Genomic DNA, 24,126 nt, shown 5'->3' on the forward strand with positions numbered 1-24,126 from the left:
AGCCGGTGGCCGCTCGACTATGCGGGCCTCATCCCGATGCCGGAGCAATCCCCCGGATCAGGTCGAACCCGTACACCACTTCCCAGGACGCAACCCCGCCCGCCCCGCCCCGCGAACAACCACCCTCCCGGCGCCAATCCCCCGGACCCGACCCGCCCCACCCACCAGCCCGCCCCACGCACCAGCCCCCCGTTCGCACCGGCCACCCCGCGCACCGGCCCCCGGTTCGCACCGGCCACCCCCGCACACCGGCCCCCGCGCACCAGCCCGCCCCCTGAACCAGCCGCGTCACCAGACCCAGCCCGCTCCACGAACCACCACCCTCCCTGCGCCTGACCCCCAGACCCAGCCCCCACCCCTCCCCGCACACCAATCCACCCCGCGCACCCACCGGCCCGACCCGTACCGCCCCACCGCCCCCACCGCCCCCGAGAGGAGCCGCGTATGCGAGCGGACGAGGTCGTGACCCTGGGACGTACCGGCGTGGCCGTCACCCGCCTCGGGCTGGGACTCGCCTCCATCGGCGGCCTGTTCGCCCCCGTCTCCGACGAGGACGCCGCCCGCACCGTCGACCGCGCCTGGGACGCCGGCGTCCGGCTCTTCGACACCGCGCCCGTCTACGGGTACGGGCGCTCCGAACGCCGCGCCGGCGCCGCGCTCGCCGGCCGCCCGCGCGGGGCGTACGCGCTGTGCACGAAGGTCGGCCGGCTCATCGTGCCCGGCGGCACCGACACGCAGCCGATCTGGGCGGACCCGCCGCCCGGCGTCGGGCCGCGGCGGGACTACTCGTACGCCGGTGTCATGCGCTCGGTCGAGGACAGCCTGGCGCGGCTGGGTCTCGACCGGATCGACGTGCTGCACGTCCACGACCCGGACGAGGACTTCCCCGTCGCGGTCACGGCCGCCTACCGGGCGCTGGCCGAACTCCGCGCCCGCGGCACGGTCGGCGCGGTGTCGATCGGCGTGAACCACGCGCCGGTGGCGGCCCGTTACCTCCGCGAGGTGGCGGCGCCGGGGCCGGACTGCGTGATGCTGGCGGGCCGGTACAACCTGCTCGACCACACGGGCCTCGACGAACTGCTGCCGCTGTGCGCGGCCCGCGGGGTCGCGGTGCTGGCGGCGGGCGTCTACCAGTCCGGCCTCCTCACGGACCCCCGCCCCGAAGCCCCCCACGGCTACACCTCGATCCCCCGGGACCTCGCCGCCCGCGTCACCGCGTGGCACGCCCTCTGCCGCCGCCACGCCGTCCCCCCGGCCGCGGCGGCGCTCGCGTTCCCCTTCGGCCACCCGGCGGTGACCAGCGTGGTGATAGGCGCCCGCGCTCCCGCGGAAGTGGCCGACACGGCCCGCGCGTTCGCCCACCCGATACCGGCGGAACTCTGGACCACGGCCAAGTCCGAGGGCCTCCTCCCGCCGCAGGCCCCCGTGCCGGAGGGCTGACCGCCGGGGAGGCGGGCTTCCGGTAGGCGGTCGCGCGGGGTGGGCACGTGACCCGGGCCGGCCGCCGCGTCGCCCCCGCCCCACCGCCGTGCGGCACCCCCGTGCCACCGCCGTGCGGCACCCCCGCTCCACCGCCGTGCGGCGGCCTCGCGGCGGCGGGCCCGCCTGCCCGACCGGCGGCCGCCCCCGTCCTCAGCCCACGCCCTGTTCCGCCGCCTCCCCCCGCCGCTCCCTCGCGGGGCCTCCCGCCGCCGACGGGCGCAGCCGGTGTGCCACCGCCACCAGGGCCAGCGTCAGTACCAGCAACCCCGCCCAGATCACCCACTGTTCCGGCCACAGCCCCGGCGACGCCCCGTCCGGGGTGCGGCCGCCGTCCACGCCCGTGGCGACCACCGCCGCCAGGCCCGCCACCGTCGCGACGACCGCCAGGCGGCCCGCGGCGCGGGCGGTCAGGGGGAGGGGGCGGGCGCGGCGGGGGCCGCGGAGGTGGAGGTGTTCGCTGGGGCGGGCGGGGGAGAGGAGGCGGAGGAGGAGCATGGCGGCTATGGGCATCTGGAGGGCCCAGACCAGGGTGCGGAAGGCGCCGTCGTACCAGACGTTCGTCCCGTACAGCAGCGTGTGCCAGACGCTCAGGACGTAGACGACGATGATGAAGCGGTGCAGCGCCCGCCACATGCGCGAGCCAGTGCGCTGGCGCAGGTAGTACGCGAGGCCCAGCGGGATCGCGAGGTAGAAGGCGAGGAGGCCGACGAGGATGGCTATGCGGCCGGTGCCCGTGGCGTAGCCGCCGGGTACGAAGACCTTGACGAAGGCGTCCCACAGCCGGCCGGCCCAGGTGGCGCCGCCCTCGTTGCCGCGGACTTCCTCCAGGAAGAACATCACGGCATGCATGAACATCAGCGCGATCGTCGTCAGGCTCGTCGTGCGGTGCAGCTTCTCCAGGCCGGCGGGCGGCAGCCAGCGGACCCGCGGGCGCGGGCCCGTGCGCAGGAGGCTGAAGACGATGGTGATCCACGCCCACAGCAGGCCGGACCAGCCGAACGCCTGGCAGAGCCAGTACATCCAGTAGCGGTCGGCGTCGTCGAGCGTCGGCATGACCTGGACGGTCGCGGACGAGCCGTTGTCGACGCGGACGTAGAGCCAGGCGAATATCGCCCCGGTGACGACGAGCGCGATGCCGGCGTCCGGTCCCGCGGCCCGGAGGTCGGCCTTCAGTCCCGGCCAGTCGAACCATCCGGCGGCCCGGCCCCCGGCCGGCCCGCCCCGCCCGCCACCGCCCCGCCCGCCGCTGCTCCGTCTCCCGCTGCTCCGTCTCCCGCTGCCCGCTCCACCGTTTTCCGGCAGCCCTGATCGACGTTCCACGGCCATCTCTTCCGCCTCCTGAGTCCCGCCGACCCCACGTGATGTGTACCCATCACTCCGAAGATCGACGCGTCTCCAGCGGCTCCAGTCGCGTCCACCCCGTCCAGCCCCGCTCCCCCAGCAGCTCGATGAGCCGCCGCGCCGGCGGCGCCGCCTCGAACGCCAGCGTGTCCATCAGCTCCGCGAGCGGCTGCGCGAGGTCGACGTCGGCGACGTAGTCCCGCCCCCGTTCCGCCGTGAGGCGGGCGAGGTACGCGGCGAGGTCGTCGGCCAGGGCGGTCAGGCGGGGGTCGTCGGGTGCCCAGTCGAGGGCGTGCCCGAGGGTGCGGTAGAAGTCGAGCAGTTGGGGGTCGGCGAGCTGGGCTCGCTTACGGGCCAGCCACTCCGGTACGCGGTCGGGGGCGTGCGCGGCGAGCGGGATCCAGCCCTCGCGCTCGACCGCCACGATCCGCTCGTCGACGCCCAGTTCGCGCAGCCGGTCCAGGAACGCCACCACCTCCGCGGGCAGCGCCAGGCTGTCGCCCGCCGTGAGCCGGGCGATGCGGCGGCGGGTCTCCTGGCGGGCGCGGATCTCGGCCCGCAGCCGCCGGTCGATGTCGGCGACCGCGGCCGCGAACTCCGCCTCGCCGGCCCGCAGCAGCTCCCGGACCCGGGCCAGCGGTACGCCGGCCTCGGCGAGGGTGCGGATGCGGATCAGCTCGACCACGGCGGCGGCGTCGTAGCGGCGGTAGCCGGAGTGGTCCCGGTCCGGCTCCGGGAGCAGGCCCTTGGCGTGGTAATGCCGGACCGCGCGGACCGTCACGCCCGCGTACGACGCCAGTTCGCCGATGGTCAGCATCGGGGCATCCTAGGCCGCCGCGCGGGTCCGGTAGAGGCGGCGCGACCAGAGGTAGCCGGCCGCCCCGAGCGCCGCGCACCAGCCGGCCGCCCACGCCGCGTCCGTGCCGTCGGGCGCGCCGCCGAGCAGCCCCCGGATCAGGTCCATGACGGGCGTGAACGGCTGGTGCGCCGCGAACCACCGCAGCCCCGCGGGCATCGAGTCGACCGGGACGAACCCGCTGCCCACGAAGGGCAGCAGCACGAAGACCATCGGCAGGTTGCTCGCCGTCTCCGGGTCCGGGCTGGCCAGGCCCAGCGCCACCGTGAACCACGTCAGCGCGTACGACAGCAGCGCCAGCAGCCCCACGAGGCAGACCCAGTCCGCCGCCGACGCGGCCGTCCGCAGCCCGAGCGCGAACGCGACCGCGCCGACCGCGGCGAGCGCCAGCGCGGTCTGGATCATCGCGGCGAGCACGTGTCCCGTGAGGACCGAGGACTTCGCGATGGGCATGGTGCGGAACCGGTCGATGATGCCGTCGGTCATGTCGTTGGCGACGAGCACGGCGGTGCCGATGGACACGCTCGCGACCGTCATCGTGAGGATCCCCGGTGCGATGTACGTGAGGTAGCCGGCGCGGTCGCCGCCGGGCAGTCCGGCGCCCATGGTGCCGCCGAAGACGTACGTGAACAGCAGCAGGAACAGCAGCGGCTGGCCGACGAGCGTGATCGTCATGGACGGGTAGCGGGCCATGTGCCTCAGGTTGCGGCGCAGCATGGTCGCGGAGTCGCGGAGGACGTACGTGCCGGGGGCGCTCATGCCCGTACCCCCTCGGGTGCGGCGGCGTGGCCGGTCAGGGCGAGGAACACGTCGTCCAGGTCCGGCGTGTGCACCGCGAGCCCGGTGACCGACCCGTCGTCGCCGAGCCCGGCCAGCAGCCGCCGCAGCGCGCCGAGGCTGCCGTCGTACGGCACGGTGACGGCCGGCGCCGCCGGGTCGGCCACCGCACCGGGCAGCCGGCGCGCCAGCTCCGCCGCCCGCGCGGCGTCGGCGGCGTGCAGCTCGACGTGGCCGCCGGTGACGCGGCGCTTCAGCTCCGCCGCGGTGCCCTCGGCGACGAGCCGGCCGCCGTCGAGCACCCCGATGCGGTCGGCGAGCCGGTCCGCCTCCTCCAGGTACTGGGTGGTGAGGAACACGGTGGTGCCCTCGGCGACGAGTTCGCGGACGACGTCCCACAACTCGCGGCGGCTGCGCGGGTCGAGTCCCGTGGTCGGCTCGTCGAGGAAGATCAGCCGCGGTCCCGGCACCAGGGTCATCGCCAGGTCCAGCCGCCGCTTCATGCCGCCGGAGTACGTCGCGGCCCGCCGGTCGGCGGCGTCGGCGAGGCCGAAGCGGGCGAGCAGCCCCGCGGTGACGGCGGTGGCGCGGTGGCGTTCGAGGTGACCGAGGTCGGCCATGAGGCGCAGGTTCTCGCGGCCGGTGAGCAGCCCGTCGACGGCGGAGAACTGGCCGGTGACGCCGATCGCCGCGCGCACCCGGGCGGGCGCGCGGCGGATGTCGTGGCCGGCGACCCGCGCGGTGCCGGCGTCGGCGGCGAGGAGGGTGGTGAGGATGCGGACGGTGGTGGTCTTGCCGGCGCCGTTGGGGCCGAGCAGGGCGTAGACGGTGCCTGCGGGCACGGTGAGGCCGACGCCGGCGAGGACCTCGCGGCCGCCGTACGCCTTGCGCAGTCCCGCGGCCTCGACGGCGGGGGTTCTCGTGGTCATGGCGCCATGCTCGGAGGTTGACCCTGCGTCGGGGTCAAGGGCGGCGGCCCGTTCCGCTGCCGGAGGGGCGGCCTACACTGGCCCGTGCAGCCGGTTCGCCCCGTCCGCCAGGCGGTGGCGTCGCAAGAGGGAACCCGGTGGGAATCCGGGACTGCCCCGCAGCGGTGAGCGGGAACGACCGCCGTCATACGCACTGGATCCGGCGGATCCGGGAAGCGACGGCCATTAGGCGCCCGTGCGCGCGAGTGCGCGTACGGACCTGCCCGCGAGTCCGAAGACCTGCCCGCTGCCCGTGCGCGGGTCCTCCGTGCGCGGACATCCCGGTGACCTCGAGGGCGGGTCGGCGCACGTGACGTACCAGGCAGGCATGCGGAAATCCGCCGCGCAGGACCGGCGGCCACGCGCCGCGCTGCCTTCTTCGCGTTTGTCTCCCCCTCTCCTTCCGGTCCCGGGATCTCAGGGATCCATCTCGCGAAGGAGATCTCCGTGACAGCGAAGTCCGCAGCCGCGGCGGCACGGGCGACCGTGTACGGCTACCCCCGGCAGGGCCACCACCGGGAGCTGAAGAAGGCGGTCGAGGGCTACTGGAAGGGCCGGGTCACCGCCGGCGAACTCCGCGCCACCGCCGCGGAGCTGCGCCGCGCCACCTGGCGGGAGCTGGCCGGCGCCGGCGTCCACGAGGTGCCGACCGGCGACTTCTCGTACTACGACCACGTGCTCGACACCACCGTCATGGTCGGCGCGATCCCCGGCCGCCACCGCGCCGCCGTCGCGGCCGACCCGCTCGCCGGCTACTTCGCCATGGCCCGCGGCACGCAGGACGCGGCGCCGCTGGAGATGACGAAGTGGTTCGACACCAACTACCACTACCTCGTCCCCGAGCTGGGCCCGGACACCGTCTTCACCGCCGACGCGGCCAAGCAGACGGCCGAGTTGACCGAGGCGCTGGCGCTCGGTCCTGACGCGGCGCGGCCCGTGCTGGTCGGGCCCGTGACGTACCTGCTGCTCGCCAAGCCCGCGCCCGGCGCGCCCGCGGACTTCGAGCCGCTGTCGCTGCTGGACCGGCTGCTGCCGGTGTACGCGGAGGTGCTGGCCGATCTGCGCGCGGCCGGCGCCGCGTGGGTGCAGCTCGACGAGCCGGCGCTCGTCCAGGACCGTACGCCCGCGGAACTCGCCGCCGCCGAGCGCGCCTACCGCGACCTCGGCGCCCGCGCCGACCGCCCCGCGCTCCTCGTCGCCTCGTACTTCGGCCGCCTCGGCGACGCCCTCCCCGTGCTCGCCAAGGCGCCGGTCGAGGGCCTGGCGCTGGACTTCACCGGCGCCGCCGCCGACCAGCTCGACGCGCTGGCCGCCGTCGGCGGGCTGCCCGGCAAGCGGCTCGTCGCGGGCGTCGTGGACGGCCGCAACGTGTGGGCCTGCGATCTGGAACGGGCGCTCGCCACCCTCGGCACCCTCCTCGGGCTCGCCGACCGCGTCGACGTCGCCCCGTCCTGCTCGCTGCTGCACGTGCCGCTCGACACCGCCGCGGAGCGGGACATCGACCCGCACCTGCTGCGCTGGCTGGCGTTCGCCCGGCAGAAGACCGCCGAGGTCGTCACGCTCGCCCGCGGCCTGTCCCACGGCACCGGCGCCGTCGCCGCGGAACTCGCCGCCAGCCGCGCGGGGCTGGCTGCCCGCGCCGCCTCCCCGATCACCCGCGACCCCGCCGTCCGTGCCCGCACCGCCGCCGCCGGCGCGGCCGACGCCCGCCGCCCCGCGCCGTACGCCGAGCGCGCCGCGGCCCAACGGGCGCGGCTGAAGCTGCCGCTGCTGCCGACGACGACCATCGGCTCCTTCCCGCAGACCGCCGAGCTGCGTGCCGCCCGCGCGGACCTGCGCGCCGGGCGCATCGGCGCGGACGGCTACGAGGAGCGGATCGCGGCGGAGATCCGCGAGGTGGTGGCGTACCAGGAGCGGGCGGGGCTCGACGTGCTCGTGCACGGCGAGGCCGAACGCAACGACATGGTGCAGTACTTCGCCGAGCAGTTGACCGGCTACCACGCCACCCGGCACGGCTGGGTGCAGTCGTACGGCACCCGCTACGTCCGCCCGCCGATCCTGGCCGGCGACATCTCGCGTCCCGAGCCGATGACGGTGCGCTGGACGGCGTACGCGCAGTCGCTGACGGACCGCCCGGTCAAGGGCATGCTCACCGGACCGGTCACGATGCTCGCCTGGTCCTTCGTCCGCGACGACCAGCCGCGCGCCGAGACCGCGCGGCAGGTGGCGCTCGCGCTGCGCGACGAGGTCGCCGACCTGGAGGCGGCGGGCGCGGCGGTCGTGCAGGTCGACGAGCCGGCGCTGCGCGAGACGCTGCCGCTGCGGGCCGCGGACCGGCCGGCGTATCTGGCGTGGGCGACGGAGGCGTTCCGGCTGACGACGGGCGTCGCGCGCGCGGACACCCAGATCCACACGCACATGTGCTACGCGGAGTTCGGCGACATCGTGGCGGCGATCGACGACCTCGACGCGGACGTCATCAGCCTGGAGGCGGCGCGCTCGCACATGCAGGTGGCGTACGAACTGGCCGGGCACGGCTATCCGCGGGAGGCGGGCCCCGGCGTGTACGACATCCACTCGCCGCGGGTGCCGAGCGCCGCGGAGACGGTGGCGCTGCTGCGCACCGGGCTGCGGGCGATCCCGGCGGAGCGGCTGTGGGTGAACCCGGACTGCGGGCTGAAGACCCGCGGCTGGGAGGAGACGCGGGCGTCGCTGGCGAGCCTGGTGGCGGCGGCGCGGGAGGTGCGGTCGGAGCTGCGGGGGTGACGTAGCGGGTCCCGGGCCGGCCGGCGGGTGCGCAGGCGGCGCGGCCCGGGACCCGTGTCGCCCCTCGGCCGTACGGTCCGGCCAGGACCGGGTGTGTTGGTCGCCGATGATGCCGCGGGCTGCCGATAGCGTCTTGAGGCGGCGTATGTGGGCATGGCGGTGCCGGCGGCGTGATTCGGCACTGGACACACCTGGGTGCGTGGCGAGGCGTGACATGGGGTTGTGGAGGCAGCCGTGGCGGAGCCACCGGACGACGAGCGGCTGGCCGGGCGCCTGGTGGCCGTGGGGGCGTTGGGCTTCGTGCTGGTCGTGCCACCGCTGCTGGCGCAGTTCGACCACAAGGACCGGGTCTTCGGTGTCCCGGTTCTCTGGGCGTACCTGTATCTCGTCTGGGCGATCGTGATCGGCCTCGTCGCCGTCATCGGCGGCAGATCAAGGTAGTGCCGTGCTGCGAGCCGAGGTCATCGTCGCCGTTTCGGTGGTGTACCTCGGTCTGCTCTTCGGTGTGGCGTTCTACGCCGACCGGAGGGCGGACGCCGGCCGGAGCCTGATCAACAACGCCACCGTCTACGCCCTGTCCCTCGCCGTGTACGAAACCGCATGGGCGCTCTACGGCAACGTGGGCGGGGCCGCCGTGACCGGTATCGGCTTCCTGGGCCTCTATCTGGGCCCCGTGATCATGCTCGCGCTCGGCTGGCCGGTGTTCCGCAGGATCATCCGGATCAGCCGCCGGCACCGGGTCACCTCACTGGCCGACTTCGTCTCCGCCCGCTACGGCAAGAGCGCGGTGCTGGGTGGCCTGGTCACGATCATCGCCGTGGTGGGGGTCGTTCCCTACATCTCGCTCCAGCTCAAAGCGGTCTCCAACACCTTCGAGATCATTCGCCGGTATCCCGAGATCACCGCTCCCTCGGAGCTGGGCCAGGTTCCGCTGCTCCAGGACACCGGGCTGTACGCGGCGCTGCTGCTCGCCGCGTTCACCATCCTCTTCGGCACCCGCCACCTGGACACCGCGGAACGCCACGAGGGCCTGGTCGCGGCCGTCGCGTTCGAGTCCGTGGTCAAGCTCGCGGCGCTCCTCACGGTCGGGATCTTCGTGACCTTCTGGATGTTCCACGGGTTCGACGACCTGTTCTCCCAGGCGGCGCACGCCGACCTCACCCAACTGTTCACCCTGGAGGGGCACACCGGCTACGGCACGTGGGTCTGGCTCATCGTGCTGTCCATGCTGTCGATCCTGCTGCTGCCCCGGCAGTGGCAGGTCACCTTCGTCGAGAACATCGACGAGAAGCACCTCAAACGCGCGATGTGGCTGTTCCCGCTGTACCTGCTCGCGAACACCTTCTTCGTGCTTCCGCTCGCGGCCGGCGGCCTTCTGCGGCTGGGGAAGGCCACCGACGCCGACGCCTACGTGCTGGCCCTCCCGATGGCCGCGGGCCAGCAGGCACTCGCGCTGTTCGTCTTCATCGGCGGCCTCAGCGCGGCCACCGCCATGATCGCCGTCGAGACCATCGCGCTCGGCACCATGGTGTCCAACTCGCTCGTGATGCCGCTGCTGCTGCGCGGCAAGTCCCGGCTGGCCCATCGGGACGATCTCACCGGACTGGTCCTGGGCATCCGCCGGACGACCATCGTGCTGATCCTTCTCCTGGGCTACGCCTACTTCCGGCTCGCGGGCCAGGGGCGGGCGCTGACGTCGTTCGGACTGGTGTCGTTCGCGGCCGTCGCACAGTTCGCGCCCGCGATCCTCGGCGGCCTGTTCTGGAAGAACGGCACCCGCCGGGGTGTGCTGGTGGGTCTTGCGGCGGGGTTCGCCATGTGGGCGTACACCTTGCTGCTGCCGAGCTTCGCCGAGTCCGGGCTGCTGCCCGCCTCGTTCCTGCATGAGGGCCCGTTCGGCATCGATCTGCTCCGGCCGCAGGAGCTGTTCGGCCTTTCGGGGATGGACTCGATCGGCCATGCGATGTTCTGGAGCGCGCTGGTGAACATCGGCGGGTACGTCGCCGTCTCACTCGCCGACCGGCCGACTGCCGCCGAGCGGGCGCAGGCGGTGCAGTACGTCGACATCCTCGCGGAGCCCGCCAGTGAACGGCGCTGGCAGGCCCGTGCCACGGTCGGCGCCTTGCAGACGATGCTGGAGCGCTTCCTCGGGCGGGAGGGCGCGGAGCGGGCGGTGCGCGCCTACCCGGGGACGAAGCCCGACGCGCCGGGAGCCGTGGCGCCCCCGGAGCTGATCCATCACGCGGAGGCCCAGCTCTCCGGCTCGGTCGGCGCGGCGTCCGCGCGGCTCGCGGTCGACGCGGTGGTCGGACAGGAGCCGGTCCGCACCGACGAAGTGATGCAGATGATCGGCGAGGCGTCGCAGCGGGTCGAGCTGGTCCAGCGACGGCTGGAGTTCCTCTACGACGCGACCAGCAGCATCGGGACCACCCTCGACGTGACGCATACGGCCGAGGAGCTGGCCCAGGTCGCGGTTCCGGACTTCGCCGACCATGTCACCGTCGACCTGCCCGAGGCCGTGATGCGCGGTGACGAACCGGGGGTGACCGGCGGCGCCGGCGACAGCAGCCCGCGGATACGGCGCACGGCCGTCAGCGGTATCCGTACCGACGCTCCCTTCTTCTCCATCGGCGACCTGATCACCTTCGCGCCGTCCTCGCCGACCGCCCGCAGCATCGAGACAGGGCAGGCGATCCTGGTGCCCCGGCTGGGTGACTCCCTGGGGTGGCGGGAGGTGGACCACGCACGGGCCGCACGCATCCTGGACTACGGAGTCCACTCGCTCATCACGGCGCCCCTGCGCGCCCGCGGCGTGCTGCTGGGCGTCGTCCACTTCTGGCGCTCGGAGAACCCCGAGCCCTTCGAGCAGGACGATCTCTCCCTCGCCGCCGAACTGGCCGCCCACGCCGCCGTATCCCTCGACAACGCCCGCCGCTACACCCGCGAGCACGGCATGGCCGTGGCCCTGCAGCGCAGCCTGCTGCCCCGTACCCTGCCGGAACAGAACGCGGTCGAAGTCGCCTACCGCTACCTCCCCGCGCAGGAAGGCGTCGGCGGCGACTGGTTCGACGTGATCCCGCTGTCCGGCGCGCGCGTCGCCCTGGTGATGGGCGACGTCGTCGGACACGGACTGCACGCCGCCGCCACCATGGGGCGGCTGCGCACCGCCGTCCACAGCTTCGCCTCCCTCGATCCGCCACCCCACGAACTCCTCGGCCACCTCGACGAACTGGCCACCCGCACCGACCAGGAAGCCGTCGCCGCCGGCGGCGAGACCACCATCACCGGCGCCACCTGCCTGTACGCCGTCTACGACTCCGTGACCCACCGCTGCGCCATCGCCAGAGCCGGCCACCCGGCACCGGCCCTCGCGCGGCCCGACGGCACCGTGGAGTTCCTGGACGTCCCCTCGGGTCTGCCCCTCGGCATCGGCGGACTGCCCTTCGAATCCGTCGAACTGCACCTGCCCGAGGACAGCAGACTCGTGCTGTTCACCGACGGCCTCGTCGAGCGCCGCGACCAGGACATCGATACCGGACTCGACATCCTCCGCCAGACCCTCGCACGCGCCGACCAGACCGTCGAGGAGACCTGCGACGCCGTACTCGGCGCACTCCTCCCGCCGGTCCAGAGCGACGACATCGCGCTGCTCGTCGCCCGAACGCGCGTCCTGGCGAGCGCACGGGTCGCGCAGTGGGACGTCGAGTCCGACCCCGCGGCCGTCCGCCGGGTACGCGCCGCCGTCTCCTCGCTCCTCGCGGAATGGGAACTGGAGAACCTCCAGGAGAACACCGAGCTGATCCTCAGCGAGCTGATCACCAACGCCATGCGCCACGGCGTCGGGCCCATCAAAGTACGGCTGCTGCGCGACCACACGCTCACCTGCGAGGTCTACGACCACAGCCTCACCTCACCGCACCTGCGCTACGCCGCCACCATGGACGAAGGCGGACGGGGTCTCTTCCTCGTCGCCCAGCTCACCGCACGGTGGGGCACCCGCTACACCCAGGACGGCAAGGTCATCTGGGCGGAACAGGCCACACGGGAGACACCCGGCACCTGACCGGCCCGTCGCCGCCGTCCGCGTACACGCGGCTGACCCTGCCGGGTCCTGGCGGCTACCGGACCCGGCCCGCGAGCACGGACACGCTCAGTCCGCCGGCGGGATCCGGGTCTCCTGGGCCAGCCGGCGGGTGAGGAGCCGGCGCGGGCCGGGTCCCGTGTCGCCGAGGCGGTCGTCGCGGTTGCGGAGCAGGCAGCGCTCCAGCGACAGGCAGCCGCAGCCGATGCAGTCGGTCAGCCGGTCCCGCAGCCGCACCATCTGGTCGATGCGGATGTCGAGTTCGTCGCGCCACGCCGCCGACAGCCGCGCCCAGTCCTCCTGCGTCGGCGTGCGCTCGTCGGGGAGCGTCCGCAGCGCCTCGGCGACCGTGCGCAGCGGGATGCCGACCCGCTGCGCGGTACGGATGAACGCCACCCGGCGCAGCGTGTCCCGCGGGTAGCGGCGCTGGTTGCCGGGGGTGCGGCGGCTGCGGATGAGGCCCTTGCCCTCGTAGAAGTGCAGGGCGGTGACGGCGACGCCGGAGCGGGCGGCGAGCTGGCCGACCGTGAGTTCCTTCGCGTCGAAGGGGGGCTTGTCCATGGCGGCAGGCTAGCCCTTGACCTCGATTATGGTCGAGGTTTGAGACTGGCCGCCATGACCACTTCCCGCACCTCGGCACCGGGGCAGGAGCAGGGCCGGCGGCGGCGCCGGCTCGGGCTCGCCGTGCTCGCGCTGCCCGCGCTGCTCGCCTCCCTCGAACTGACCGTCACCAACCTCGCCCTGCCCGCCATCGGCCGCGACCTCGGCGCCGGCAGCACCCAACTGCTGTGGACCGTCGACATCTACGCCTTCCTCCTCGCCGGCTCCCTCATCACCATGGGCGTCCTCGGCGACCGCATCGGCCGCCGCCGGCTGCTGCTCTACGGGGCCGCCGGCTACGGCGCCGCGTCGCTGCTCGCCGCGTACTCCGTGAACGCGGAGATGCTCATCGCCGCCCGCGCCCTCATGGGCGTCGCGGGCGCCACCCTCATGCCCTCGACGCTGGCGCTGGCGGCGGCGCTGTTCCCCGGGCCGCGGGAGCGGACGGCGGCCATCGGCGTCATCGTGGCCAGCGTCTCGGGCGGCACGGCGATCGGGCCGCTGGTGGGCGGGTGGCTGCTGGAGCGGTTCTGGTGGGGTGCCGCGTTCCTGCTCGGCGTCCCCGTGATGGCGGTGCTGCTGGTGCTGCTGCCCGTGCTGCTGCCGGAGTCGCGCGGCCCCGCCGGGCGGCGGGTGGACGTGCTCAGCTCGCTGCTGTCGCTGGCCGCGGTGCTGCCGGTGGTGTACGGGCTGAAGCGGATCGCCGCCGAGGGCGCGGGCGCGGTGCCGGTCGCGGCGGTGGCGGCGGGGGTGCTGGTGGCGGTGGCGTTCGTACGCCGCCAGCGGGCGCTGGCCGACCCGTTCGTGGACCTTCGGCTCTTCGCGGACCGTACGCTCGCCACCGCCGCGGCGACGCTGGCCGCCGGGATCTTCGTGCTGTGGGGGTCCAACTACGCGCTCGCGCAGTACCTCCAGCTCGTCGAGGGGCTGTCGCCGCTGGACGCGGGACTGTGGACGGCGCCGTCCGCGCTCGGCGTCATCGCCGGCTCCACGCTCGCGCCGAGGCTGGCCCGCCGGTACGAGCCCGCGCGGATCATCGGCACCGGGCTGGCGCTCTCCGCCGCCGGCTACGGGGTGCTGACGCAGGCAGGCGGCGCGCACGCGCTGCCGGTGCTGGTCACCGGCGCGGTGATCGTGTCGGCAGGTCTCGGGCCCATGATGGCACTGGCCACCGACATGGTCGTCGGCGCGGCCCCGCCGGAGCGGCAGGGCGCGGCGGCGGCGATCTCGTCCACGGCGCCGCAGTTGGGCGGCGCGCTGGGTATCGCGCTGCTGGGCAGCGTGATCACGGCGGTGTACCGGGGGCGTACGGACGGGGCGGTCCCCGAGGGCGTACCGGCGGCAGCGGCCGGGGCGTTCGAGGACGACCTGAGCGCGACGGTCACCGCGGCGGAGCGGCTTCCGGGGCCCGTGGGCGACGAACTGCTGGGCGCGGCGCGGGGGGCGTTCGAGACCGGGTTCCAGGTGGCGGCGGGGGTGTGCGCCGCGCTGACGGTGGCGACGGCGGTGCTGGTGGCGCTGGCCGGAGTGCGGGGGAAACAGCGCGTAAGTCCGTAACCATGCGTTACGCTCACAGCCCGCCCGCGCGGGGGAGCGCCCGCGCGGAGCGCGCGACCCGGGGGCCGCATTCGACACCGTACGGAGGACCACCGTGACCGTCGACGACAACGCAACCGAAGCCCCCCGCGAAGCCCCCCGGCCCACCGGCGTACTCAGGCGCACCGCGGAAGGGCACGACCTCGTGCTCAGCCGCACGTTCCGTGCCCCCGCCGCCGACGTCTGGTCCTGGCTCACCGAACCCGGGCGCACCGTGCGCTGGTTCGGCCAGTGGGAGGGCGACGCCGCGCCCGGCCGCACGGTCCGGGTGCAGTTGGCGTACGAGGACGGTGCCCCCTGGTCCGACCTGCGCATCGACGTCTGCGAAGCGCCGCACCGGCTGGCCGTGTCCATGGTCGACGAGGCGGGCGACTGGCGCATGGAGGCGCTGCTCGCGGAGGCCGGCGGCGGGACGCGGCTGGAGCTGATCCACCACCTCGCGTCCGTCGAGGGCGTCGGCGAGGTCGGCCCCGGCTGGGAGTACTACCTGGACCTGCTCGTCGCCGCGCGCGACGGCGCCGCGGACACCGCGGCGCCGTCGTTCGACGACTACTACCCGGCCCAGCGCGACTACTTCACCTCGCTGGCCTGACCGCCGCGGGCGCCTCCTCGTCCGCCCGCGGGAAGAACGGCAGGTCGATGCAGACGCGGTCGGCCGCCGCCAGGATCTCCTCGGCGTCGTCGACCGGCGGGTGGATGTACCCGTTGATCTGCTCCTTGACGAACGCGCCGTCCGCGCCCGTCGCCATGACCATGCGGTCCCAGCCGCGGGTGAACACCCCGCCGGCGCCGCCCAGATAGAGGCAGGTGACGTACGGGGCGGGGGTGAACGGCCGCGGCGGGATGCCCAGCAGGTCCGCCGCCGCGTTGTACCCGGCGACCTTGCCGAGCGGCGTGGCGTGCTGGCACGCCTGCATCACGGTGTGCTCCGCGTCGAAGGGAGCCGCGGCCGTGTCGCCCGCGGCGAACACCTCGGGCAGCGCCCGCAGCCACTCGTCGACGGGCACCCGGCCGAGGTGGTCGAGGTCGCCGGGGTCGGGCACGAGTTGCCGGGTCAGCTCCTGGGCGCGGATCCCGGTCGACCACACCACGGCGTCCGCGTCGACCCGTTCGCCGCCGGAGAGCACGGCGTACCCGTCGCCGACCTCCGTCACCGAGGTACCGAGCCGCCGCTCGACGCCCAGTTCGTCCAGCGCCGCCTCGATCGCCGCACGCGGCCCGGGGCCCAGCGGCTCCGCGACCGTCTCCGCGGTGTCCACGAGCAGCACCCGGCCGCGCGCCGCCAGTTCCGTCGCCGCTTCCAGTCCTACGAACCCGGCGCCGACGACCACGGCGGCGTAGCCGTCGCGGCCGCGCAGGTGGGCGGTGAGGCGGCGGGCGCCGGCGAGGGTGTCGATGTCGAAGAGCCGCTCGGCGCCGGGCAGCCCCGCCGGCGGCACGAGCCGGCTGCCGGACGCCAGCACCAGCCGGTCGTAGCCGATCTCCGCCCCGTCCGCCACGACGACACGGCGTCCGGTGTCGATGGTGTCGACCGTCGCCCGGACGTGCTCGACGCCGATCGGGCCCAGGATCCGGTCCAGCGCCACCGTCGCGCGGTCGGGCTCCGGTTCGTACAGCCGCGGGCGCAGCACCAGGCGGTCGCCGGGCGCGACGAGCGTGATGCGGAGATCCGCGTCCCCGCGGGCGAGCGCGGCGCCCGCCGCGCTCCACACGCCGGCGAAGCCCCCGCCGATGATCACGACATGGTTCATCGTGTGGTCCTTCCTCAGCTTGCTCGGTACGGACCCTCTCGGGGCGAGGATCCGCAGGGAGACAAGACAGGAGGCTCAGATGTGACCGAGGGCGGCGACGGGGCCGAGCTTGTCGGGGTTGGCGAGCCGGCGGATCGCCGTGAGGCGGCCGTCCGCGACGTCCACGGTGTCCAGCCAGACGGGCACGCCGTCGCGGTACACCGCGAGCGCGGGCTGCCCGTTGACCTCGACGAGGCGTACGGCGTCGGGGCGCGCGATCCGTACCGAACGGACCGCGAGCAGCGCGATCGTCTCCGCCCCGCGCACCGGCCGGCGCGCGGCGGTCGCCTTCCCGCCGCCGTCGCCGACGTACACGGCGTCGGGGTGCAGCAGCGCCACCAGCCCGGCCATGTCGCCGGCCTCGGCGGCGGCCTTGAACGCCCGCAGCACGCGCTCGGTCTCGGCCCTCGAGGCGTGCGGCCGCCCCCCGTCCGCCCGCACCCGGGCGCGCGCCCGGGAGGCGAGCTTGCGGGCGGCGGCGGGGGTGGCGCCGAGCACGTCGGCGACGCGGGCGAAGGGGAAGTCGAAGACGTCGTGCAGCACGAACGCGACCCGCTCGGCGGGCGCCAGCCGCTCCATCAGCACGAGCATCGCCGTGCCGACGGACTCGTCCACGAGCACCTGTGCGGCGGCGTCGGGCCCGGTGGGCAGCGGCTCGGGCAGCCAGGGCCCGAGGTACGCCTCCCGCCGCACGCGGGCGGACTTCAGCACGTTGTACGAGGTCCGCGCGGCGACGGTCACCAGCCAGGCGCGCAGGTCACGCACCTCCGCCAGATCCGCCTCGGCGGCCCGCAGCCACACGTCCTGCGTCACGTCCTCCGCCTCGGCGACGGACCCGAGGATCCGGTAGGCGGCGCCGAACACGGCGGGCCGGTGGGCCCGCCAGTCCGCGTCGCTCAACGCCCGGGTGGCCTCCACGGGTCACGGCCTCCTCACACCGGCGCCGGGGTGTGCAGTGTATGCAGACGCAGGCAGGCGCCGTCGGGGCGGGGACGGCAGCCCGGGCCGCGGGCCGGTCGCGGGCCCGGGGTGCCGGCGCGCGGGTCAGTCCCCGGAGCCGGCGATGGCGGTGACGCGGATCTCCACGCGCATGGCGGCGAGGCCGAGGACCGTGACGCCGGTCTCCGTCCAGATCGGCTCGCGGCCGCCGAGGCGGCGGCGGAACTGCTCGGCCATGACCGCGTTGTGGTCCTCGCCGATGGCGTCGTCTCCCGGTGCGACCTTGTGGTACGAGTTGACGTGGATGACGTCCTTCCAGGTGGCCCCGACCGTGGCGAGCGTGCGCTCGACATTGTCGAAAGCCAGGATGATCTCGTCTTCCAGCGAGTCGGGGACGACCAGGTCGTCGTCCACCCCGGCCTGGCCGGAGATCTCGACCCGGTCGCCGACGCGGACGGCCCCGCTGTAGCCGAGGGCCTGGTTCAGCTTCTCGCCGTAGCCCGGAGCGACGCCGAAGGTGACGGTGGGCATGGTGCTCCCTCTTCCTGTCGATAGGGGGTGCGCTTCCTCTCGTATGAGTTCACGCATAAAGTGATACTAGCAAGCAATGACTTCAAGCGCAAAGTGATGGCGGGCACCGCCGGAGAGACGGGAAGGTCCATGAGCAGCACGGAAGGGCCCATGAGCGGCACGGGTGCAGACGAGGACGACGCGGAGCTGCGATGGCTCGACGAGCAGGAGAAGGCGGCGTGGACGGGGCTGATCTCCCTGGTCCTGCTGCTGCCGGGCAAGCTGGAGCCGCCGCTGCGGCAGGAGCACGGCCTGACCCTCTTCGAGTACCTCGTGCTCAGCCATCTCTCCGAGGCCCCGCAGCGCAAGCTGCGGATGGGCGAGCTGGCCTTCCTCGCCAGCGGGTCGCTCTCCCGCCTGTCCAACGTCGTCAAGCGCTGTGAGCAGCGCGGCTGGATCGTACGGACACCCGACCCGGCCGACGGCCGCTACACCCTCGCGGAACTCACCGACGCCGGCTTCGGCATCGTGCAGCAGGCGGCGCCCACGCATCTGCGGTCCGTACGCCGCGTCGTCCTCGACTCGCTCAACGCGGCCGACCAGAAGGCCCTCACCCGCATCGCGGAGAAACTCCGCATCGTCCCCGACGGCCTGGGCTGACGGCCGGGTGAGGCAGACCGGGAGCGGGGCGGGGCGGCCGCCCCGGCGGCGGCCGGGGCGGCTCCGGGGGCGGACCCGGCGTCAGTCCTTCCCGTCGCGTTCCGGCAGGGCCTGGTGGCCCGCCGGGCCCGGCTCCCGGCCCGCCGGCGGGTAGTCGCAGTCGAGGCCGGCCACCTCGTAGTCGTCGCCCTCGTTCTGCTCCTGGTCGACGACCACCGCCGCGGTGCACGCGCGGCCGTGTTCGTCGGTGAACGTCACCACCTCGCTGTAGTCCGTCGGCTGGCCGCACCCCGCGAGCAGCAGCACCGCCGCCGCTGCCGCCAGCCCCGCGCCGATCCCCCACCGTCGCCTCATGGCTCCCCCTTCGTCGCTCGCGCGTTCGCCGCGAGTCGACGGTGGAATGCCCGTCCCGTGCGCCGTCTAACGCCTCCCGCGCCGGGAAGGCCGGAAGTTGGCCGGGGAGACCCGGTCCTGACGTCCCCCGTTGGCCGGGCCGTCGGCCCGCCGCCGGCCTCAGCCCGCCGCCGGCCTCAGCCCGCCGCCGGCCTCAGCCCGCCGCCGGCCTCAGCCCGCCGCCGGCCTCAGTCCGCCGCCGGCTTCAGCCGGCCCGCGACCAGCTCCGTGACGCGGATGAACCCGTCCGTCCCGTACCCCAGCCCGATGACCCGCTGCGCCTGCCCCGCCGCCGCCCGCATCACCCCGGCGTCGATGCCGTGGCTCTCCGAGGTCGCGATGATGTGCTTCATCGACGACGCGGACGACGTGATCGGGTTGGCCTCCCCGTTGTAGTCCCCCGCCGCCACCCCCGCGGCCATCTCCTCGACGGCCTCCGGCAGGATCGCGCCGATGCCCTTCGCGAACGGCGCCAGCTCGGCCGGACCGACCCCCTCCGCCCGCGCGACGGCCAGCGCGTGGGCGAAGCCCGCCATCGTGGTCCAGAAGATGTCCAGCAGCGCCACGTCGTACGCGGCGGCCCGGCCGAAGTCCTCGCCGAGGTGCGTGTGGGCGCCGCCCAGCGCGTCGAGCACCGGCCGGTGCTCCTCGTAGAGGTCCTTCGGGCCGCTGTAGATGAACACCCCGTGCGGGGTGCCGATGGTGGTGGTCGGCGTCATGATCGCCCCGTCGAGGTAGCGGATCCCCTGGTCCGCGGCCCAGGCCGCGGCGTCGCGGGCCCGCGCGGGGGTGTCGGCGCTCAGGTTCGCGACCGTACGCCCCTTCAGCGCGGCGGCGACGTCCTCGCGCCGCAGCACCGCGTCGGAGGCGTCGTAGTCCACGACGCACACCACGGTCAGATCGCTCGCGGCCACCGCCTCGGCGGCCGACACCGCGCGCAGCGCACCCCGCTCGACCAGTTCGGTGTCCCGGCCCGGCGTCCGGTTCCAGACCGTCGTACGCACCCCGGCGGCGACGAACGCGCCGGCCAGGGCGCGTCCCATCGGGCCCAGCCCGAGGACCGTGACGGCAGACTGTGCGGACATGACTAACCTCCATAAGTGAAGACAGGAAAAAGAGACACGTGGTGACCATGGGGGTGCCATGACGCGCAAGCTCGCTCAGAACACGAACGTCTGCGGTGTGACCGCCGCGATCGCCGTGATCGACGGCAAGTGGAAGACGACCCTGCTCTGGCTGCTGGAGACCCGCCCCCACCGCCCCGGCGAACTGGTCCGCCGGCTGCCCGGTCTCACCGAGAAGGTGCTGACGCAGGCGCTGCGCGAGATGGAGGGCGACGGTCTGGTGCACCGCGAGGTGCACGAGGGGCTGCCGCTGAAGACGGTCTACTCCCTCACCGACTTCGGCCGCGACCTCTCCGTGGCGCTGGGCCCGCTGTCCGACTGGGGCCATCGCCGTCTGGACAACCTCACCGGAGCCGCGGTGGCTCCCTGATCACCTCCGTTTCGCGGCTGCCTCCAGCGTCGCGCCCCGGCGGCGGCGTGCCAAGTACCCACAAAAAGGTGGGTACGGCCGTGCGGCGGAGGGTCCCCGGGCACGACGCCGCGGGGGCGTCCGCCGTCCGGACACCCCCGCGGGTCGCGCGCGGCGGGTCAGTCGATGCGGACCGGGCCGCTCTTGGCGCCGTTGCCGCCGAAGTTGCATATCGACGGCGCCATCACGTGCGCCGGGCTGGACCAGCCGGCGCACTGGTACGTGGAGTGGCCGTACCAGTCGTGGCCGAACTCGTGCGCCGCGAGCAGCGCGTCGTCGTTCACGCCGCCCATGAAGAGCGCGATGCGCTGGCCCGCGCCCCAGTTGCAGCCGACGATGTTGCCGCCGCCACCGCAGTCGGTGATGTAGCTGTTGCGGCACTCGACCGGGGTGCCGCTGCCGGACGTGCGGTCCAGGTTCGCCCAGGCCGCGGCGCCCTGCGCGATGGCGCCGGCGTAGGCGTTGCAGGACGAGGTGAGGTAGTAGCTGCGGTCGGTGGGCACCGGCCAGGCGTTGGCGCCGAGGTCGCCGCTCTTGCCCTCGGCCGCCAGCGCCTCGAACTCCTTGGCCGTGATGCCGTGGCCCTCGGCGGCCTTGCCGTCGCCGGCGTGGGCGGCGTGGTCGTGCGCGGCCGCCTCGACGGCCGCGGCGCTACGGGCCTCGGGCGCGGGCGCCGCCTGCGCGCCGGGGCCGACGACCGCGGCGGCCAGGGCGGCCACGGCCACGAGTACCGATCTCAGGAGTACCTTGCTCCGCATGGCGCTCTCCTCTGTTGGTGGGGGAGTCGGGGCGGCGCGCCGCCCGTTCACACAGATCGCATGTCCGCGGCCGCAGAACAATCCGGGAAACGGTACGTAGGCGGTACGTATTAATTGCCCGCGCCCGGCCGCGGCGCGGGGTCCGGGCGCCCCGCGGCGCCGGCCCGCCCCGCGGCCTGGGCCACCTCCGACCGCGAGCCGACGTGCAGCTTCCGCAGCAGCTTCGCCACGTGCTGCTCGACGGTGCGCGGGGAGAGGTACAGCACGTCGGCGATCTCCCGGTTGGTGTGGCCGAGCGCCACGAGCCGGGCGACTTCGCGCTCGCGCGGCGAGAGCTGGTCGCCGTAGCCGCGGCGGCCGCGGCGGGAGGGGAGCGGGACGTTGTGGCCGCGCAGCACGCGGCGGCAGCGGGCGGCGTCGCGGATGGCGCCGAGGTCGGTGAACTGCTGGGCGAGCGCGGCGAGTTCGCGGGCCGGTTCGGGCCCGGTGGCCGCCGGGAGGCGGCAGCGGGCCGCCGCCTCGCCCGCGCGCGCCGCCGAGTACGGCTGCGGCAGGGCCGCGTACGCCCGTTGCGCCGCCGTGAACAGCACCGCCGCCTCCTCCGCCCGCCCGCGCCCCGCCGCCACGATCCCCCGGCACGCCGGCAGCGCCGCCGCCGCCAGCGGCGCGTCCCGGCCCGCGATGCCCGCCGCCAGCTCCGCCGTGACCTCTTCCGCGGCCCGTGACTCCCCGGCCCGTACGAGCGCGGCGACGGCCGGCGGCGCCAGGTCGCCCGCCCACGGCCAGATGTCCTTGCGCCGGATCCGCGCGAGGCCCCGCTCCGCCTCCGCGCGCGCCCGCTCCGGCTCGCCGCGGGCGGCGAGCAGCCGGGTCATGGCGCCGGCGGCGGTGGCGAGCACGGGCGCGGGCGCGTTGCGCGGGTCGGCGAGCCCGGCCGCCGCCAGCTCCGCCGCCGCCTCGTCCCACTCCCCCAGCGCCGACGCCAGCAGCCCCAGCACCAGGTGCGCGTCGGCGGCGATGCTGGAGACGCCCTGCACCGCGTCGAGGGTGTGCCGGCAGCGCTCCGCGAGCCCCCGCCAGCGGCCCGCGTACCACTCCAGGCGCAGCGCCGTGCCCTCCACGATGCCTTCGAGGAACGCCGCCCCGCACTCCGCCGCCAGCCGCCGCCCCTCGGCGCGGTAGCGCTGCGCCGCCTGGTAGTGGCCGAGGCAAGTGGCGGCGTCGGCGAAGTTGCCGCAGGCGCGGGCGACTTGGCGGCGGTGGGTGCCGGGTCCAGAACCGGCGACGAGGCCGTCGGCCTCGGCCCGGACGGCGGGGTCGCCGAGGCTCATGCGCAGGGCCAGGTGGTTGCCGCGTACGGCGGTACGGACCGCGGGGTCGGACTCGTGCGCCACCAGCGCCTCGGCCCGCGCGATCCACCCCTCGTAGACGTGCCGCGGGTGGTCGCCCCAACTCGGCATGGCGAGCGCCGCCATGCCGCGGGCGGCGAGCGCGGGCCGGGCGTGCAGCTCCGCCACGGCGACCTCGGTGTGGACGCGGCCCTCCTCGTAGCGGCCCGCCTGGTTGTAGAGGAGCAGGCCGAGGTTGAGCCGGATCTCGCCGCGTACGCCCTCGGGTATGTGGCCGTCGCGGACGATGTCGTGGAGCAGCGCGGTGGCCCGGTGGTGGGTGAGCCCGACGACGGCGTCGCGGCTGAGGTCGACAGCGATACGGGCGCACTCGGGCCGGCCCAGCCGCCCGTCCGACAGCAGTTCCTCCAGCACCCCCACGGCGAGCGCCAGATCGCCCATCTCGCGCGCGGAACCGGCGGCGGCCTCGGCGTAGCGCTGCCACTGGACCAGCTCGCCGCCGTGGTGCGCGTGGTACGCGAGCTGGATGAGGGGCTGCGGGTCCTCGGCGGCCAGGGCGCGCATCGCCTGCCGGTGGAGGCGGTGCCGGTCGGGGCCGAGCAGCCCGGCGTAGACGGCCTGCTGGGCGAGGGCGTGGCGGAAGCCGTAGCGGTCCTCGCCCCACTCGTACAGCACGCCGGCGCGCAGCGCCTCGCGTACGGCCGCGGAGTCGGCGGGCGCGGCGGGCCGCCCGGGGGTGCCGCGGACGACGGCGGCGATCAGCGCCTCGCCGGCGGGCACGCGGAGGACGGAGGCGGCCCGTACGGCGTCGGCGGCGGCGGGGGAGAGCACGCTCATGCGGTCGGCGACGGCTTCCCGCAGACGGGTGGGGACGGGCATGCGCGCGAAGTCGGCGTGCTGGGAGCCGTGTTCGGCGGTGGGCAGGGCGCGTACGACTTCCTCGACGACGAAGGGGATGCCGGCGGTGCGGCGGTGCAGCTCTGCGGTGAACGCGTCGGACGACTCCGCCGCCCCGGTGAGCGCGGTGAACATGCCGCGTACGCCGTGGACGTCGAGGGGGCGCAGGGGGACGACGACGGCGGTGGTGCCAGGCGGCTGCCGGTACGCGCGGCCCAGCGGGAGCCCGCTGCCGGGCAGGTCCTCGCGGCGGTAACTGAGCACGGCGGACAGCCCGTCGGGCGGATCGTCGACGAGGAAGCGCAGCAGGTCGCGGGTGCCGTCGTCGGTCCAGTGCAGATCCTCGACCACCATGACGGTCTCGCCGGCGGCGTCCAGCAGCGCCCGTACGGCACGGAAGAGCCGGTGCCGCCGGGCCCGTAAGTCGCTGAGCAACTCGGGCGCGGGTGGCAGCCGGTCGGCCAGCTCGGGCAGATACGCGCGCAGGGCACCGCAGACGGGGCTCAGGGCGGGTGGCAGGCCGCCGGCGAGATGGCGCAGCAGATCGAAGACGGGCCCGTACGGAAACGGCTCCCGCAGCGGCCGGCACCCCCCGAGCAGCACCCGCCGCCCCCGTACGGCGGGATCCCGTAACGCCTCCCGGATCAGCCGCGTCTTCCCGATCCCGGCCTCGCCCTCGACCATCGCCACGGACGGCGACCGCGTGACGGCATCCACGAGCGCACCCAACTCCCGCGCCCTGCCGACCAGCACAGGCGCTTCCGCGGGGCGCGGAACGGTCACGGTCATGAGCGCCTCCGGCCGGTGGGGTCCAGCGACACGCGGAGCGG

At 74.8% G+C, this 24,126-nt stretch carries 20 protein-coding genes and 1 riboswitch; of the genes, 8 read left to right on the plus strand and 12 right to left on the minus strand.

The genetic code is table 11. The annotated features are described in order from the left end of the window. Positions 1–444 precede the first annotated feature (444 nt). Positions 445–1,440, plus strand: coding sequence for an aldo/keto reductase (locus ACFYVJ_RS08795; protein WP_388887923.1), 996 nt, complete (start codon positions 445–447; stop codon positions 1,438–1,440). A gap of 192 nt (positions 1,441–1,632) precedes the next feature. On the opposite strand, the gene ACFYVJ_RS08800 is transcribed toward ACFYVJ_RS08795, so the two are convergent. From ACFYVJ_RS08800 to ACFYVJ_RS08815, 4 genes are all read right to left on the minus strand, one after another. Further along, the gene (locus ACFYVJ_RS08800; RefSeq protein ID WP_388888550.1) at positions 1,633–2,655 is read right to left on the minus strand and encodes a ferric reductase-like transmembrane domain-containing protein; all 1,023 of its coding nucleotides are present in this window, start codon (positions 2,653–2,655) and stop codon (positions 1,633–1,635) included. A 199-nt stretch (positions 2,656–2,854) separates the two neighbouring features. Further along, on the minus strand, positions 2,855–3,640 hold the full coding sequence (locus ACFYVJ_RS08805; RefSeq protein WP_388887925.1) for a MerR family transcriptional regulator: 786 nt from the start codon (positions 3,638–3,640) through the stop codon (positions 2,855–2,857). Positions 3,641–3,649: 9 nt separating this feature from the next. Continuing rightward, positions 3,650–4,438 (minus strand): ABC transporter permease, encoded by a 789-nt coding sequence (locus ACFYVJ_RS08810; protein ID WP_388887927.1) that lies wholly within the window; start codon positions 4,436–4,438, stop codon positions 3,650–3,652. Then, positions 4,435–5,385: an ABC transporter ATP-binding protein gene (locus ACFYVJ_RS08815; protein ID WP_388887929.1), complete on the minus strand. Its 951-nt coding sequence runs from the start codon at positions 5,383–5,385 to the stop codon at positions 4,435–4,437. The genes ACFYVJ_RS08810 and ACFYVJ_RS08815 overlap by 4 nt, the downstream gene beginning before the upstream one ends. A 124-nt stretch (positions 5,386–5,509) precedes the next feature. Next, positions 5,510–5,666: riboswitch (cobalamin riboswitch) on the plus strand. Between the two features lie 205 nt (positions 5,667–5,871). Here ACFYVJ_RS08815 and metE point away from each other — a divergent pair. From metE to ACFYVJ_RS08830, 3 genes are all read left to right on the plus strand, one after another. Continuing rightward, positions 5,872–8,190 (plus strand): 5-methyltetrahydropteroyltriglutamate--homocysteine S-methyltransferase, encoded by a 2,319-nt coding sequence (gene metE, locus ACFYVJ_RS08820; protein ID WP_388887931.1) that lies wholly within the window; start codon positions 5,872–5,874, stop codon positions 8,188–8,190. A 234-nt stretch (positions 8,191–8,424) separates the two neighbouring features. Then, positions 8,425–8,631, plus strand: coding sequence for a hypothetical protein (locus tag ACFYVJ_RS08825; protein WP_388887932.1), 207 nt, complete (start codon positions 8,425–8,427; stop codon positions 8,629–8,631). Between the two features lie 4 nt (positions 8,632–8,635). Next, positions 8,636–12,253, plus strand: coding sequence for a SpoIIE family protein phosphatase (locus ACFYVJ_RS08830; protein WP_388887934.1), 3,618 nt, complete (start codon positions 8,636–8,638; stop codon positions 12,251–12,253). A gap of 87 nt (positions 12,254–12,340) precedes the next feature. Here ACFYVJ_RS08830 and soxR read toward each other — a convergent pair whose 3' ends face one another. Then, on the minus strand, positions 12,341–12,832 hold the full coding sequence (soxR, locus tag ACFYVJ_RS08835; RefSeq protein ID WP_388887935.1) for a redox-sensitive transcriptional activator SoxR: 492 nt from the start codon (positions 12,830–12,832) through the stop codon (positions 12,341–12,343). Between the two features lie 54 nt (positions 12,833–12,886). Here soxR and ACFYVJ_RS08840 point away from each other — a divergent pair, with 54 nt between their 5' ends. Both ACFYVJ_RS08840 and ACFYVJ_RS08845 read left to right on the plus strand, forming a co-directional pair. Then, positions 12,887–14,428: an MFS transporter gene (locus ACFYVJ_RS08840; RefSeq protein ID WP_388887937.1), complete on the plus strand. Its 1,542-nt coding sequence runs from the start codon at positions 12,887–12,889 to the stop codon at positions 14,426–14,428. A 94-nt stretch (positions 14,429–14,522) separates the two neighbouring features. Continuing rightward, positions 14,523–15,059 (plus strand): SRPBCC family protein, encoded by a 537-nt coding sequence (locus ACFYVJ_RS08845; RefSeq protein ID WP_388887939.1) that lies wholly within the window; start codon positions 14,523–14,525, stop codon positions 15,057–15,059. Here ACFYVJ_RS08845 and ACFYVJ_RS08850 read toward each other — a convergent pair. The 3 genes from ACFYVJ_RS08850 to ACFYVJ_RS08860 form a co-directional block, all read right to left on the minus strand. After that, the gene (locus ACFYVJ_RS08850) at positions 15,043–16,218 is read right to left on the minus strand and encodes an NAD(P)/FAD-dependent oxidoreductase (protein ID WP_388887941.1); all 1,176 of its coding nucleotides are present in this window, start codon (positions 16,216–16,218) and stop codon (positions 15,043–15,045) included. The two genes, ACFYVJ_RS08845 and ACFYVJ_RS08850, sit on opposite strands and share 17 nt — an antisense overlap. Positions 16,219–16,293: 75 nt before the next feature. After that, positions 16,294–17,175, minus strand: a complete 882-nt coding sequence (gene sigJ, locus ACFYVJ_RS08855; protein ID WP_388887943.1) for an RNA polymerase sigma factor SigJ — start codon at positions 17,173–17,175, stop codon at positions 16,294–16,296. 126 nt (positions 17,176–17,301) lie between these two features. Next, a complete protein-coding gene (locus tag ACFYVJ_RS08860; RefSeq protein WP_388887945.1) occupies positions 17,302–17,727 on the minus strand; it encodes a Rid family hydrolase in 426 nt (141 codons plus the stop codon). 129 nt (positions 17,728–17,856) lie between these two features. Here ACFYVJ_RS08860 and ACFYVJ_RS08865 point away from each other — a divergent pair, with 129 nt between their 5' ends. Then, a complete protein-coding gene (locus ACFYVJ_RS08865) occupies positions 17,857–18,366 on the plus strand; it encodes a MarR family winged helix-turn-helix transcriptional regulator (protein ID WP_388887947.1) in 510 nt (169 codons plus the stop codon). A gap of 81 nt (positions 18,367–18,447) precedes the next feature. Here ACFYVJ_RS08865 and ACFYVJ_RS08870 read toward each other — a convergent pair whose 3' ends face one another. Together ACFYVJ_RS08870 and ACFYVJ_RS08875 are read right to left on the minus strand one after the other, a co-directional pair. Further along, positions 18,448–18,720 (minus strand): hypothetical protein, encoded by a 273-nt coding sequence (locus tag ACFYVJ_RS08870; protein ID WP_388887949.1) that lies wholly within the window; start codon positions 18,718–18,720, stop codon positions 18,448–18,450. Positions 18,721–18,947: 227 nt separating this feature from the next. Then, positions 18,948–19,844 carry an NAD(P)-dependent oxidoreductase gene (locus ACFYVJ_RS08875; protein WP_388887951.1) on the minus strand — a complete coding sequence of 299 codons (897 nt, stop codon included), beginning with the start codon at positions 19,842–19,844 and terminating at the stop codon, positions 18,948–18,950. Positions 19,845–19,902: 58 nt separating this feature from the next. Here ACFYVJ_RS08875 and ACFYVJ_RS08880 point away from each other — a divergent pair, with 58 nt between their 5' ends. Continuing rightward, complete coding sequence (locus ACFYVJ_RS08880) at positions 19,903–20,253, plus strand: winged helix-turn-helix transcriptional regulator (protein ID WP_388887953.1); 351 nt, start codon at positions 19,903–19,905, stop codon at positions 20,251–20,253. Between the two features lie 158 nt (positions 20,254–20,411). Here the strand turns inward: ACFYVJ_RS08880 and ACFYVJ_RS08885 are convergent, their stop codons facing one another. Together ACFYVJ_RS08885 and ACFYVJ_RS08890 are read right to left on the minus strand one after the other, a co-directional pair. Further along, on the minus strand, positions 20,412–21,050 hold the full coding sequence (locus ACFYVJ_RS08885) for a hypothetical protein (protein WP_388887955.1): 639 nt from the start codon (positions 21,048–21,050) through the stop codon (positions 20,412–20,414). A gap of 110 nt (positions 21,051–21,160) precedes the next feature. Continuing rightward, complete coding sequence (locus tag ACFYVJ_RS08890) at positions 21,161–24,085, minus strand: AAA family ATPase (RefSeq protein WP_388887956.1); 2,925 nt, start codon at positions 24,083–24,085, stop codon at positions 21,161–21,163. Positions 24,086–24,126: the final 41 nt, after the last annotated feature.

The sequence above is a fragment of the Streptomyces sp. NPDC004134 genome (assembly GCF_042874195.1).
Taxonomy (GTDB): domain Bacteria; phylum Actinomycetota; class Actinomycetes; order Streptomycetales; family Streptomycetaceae; genus Streptomyces.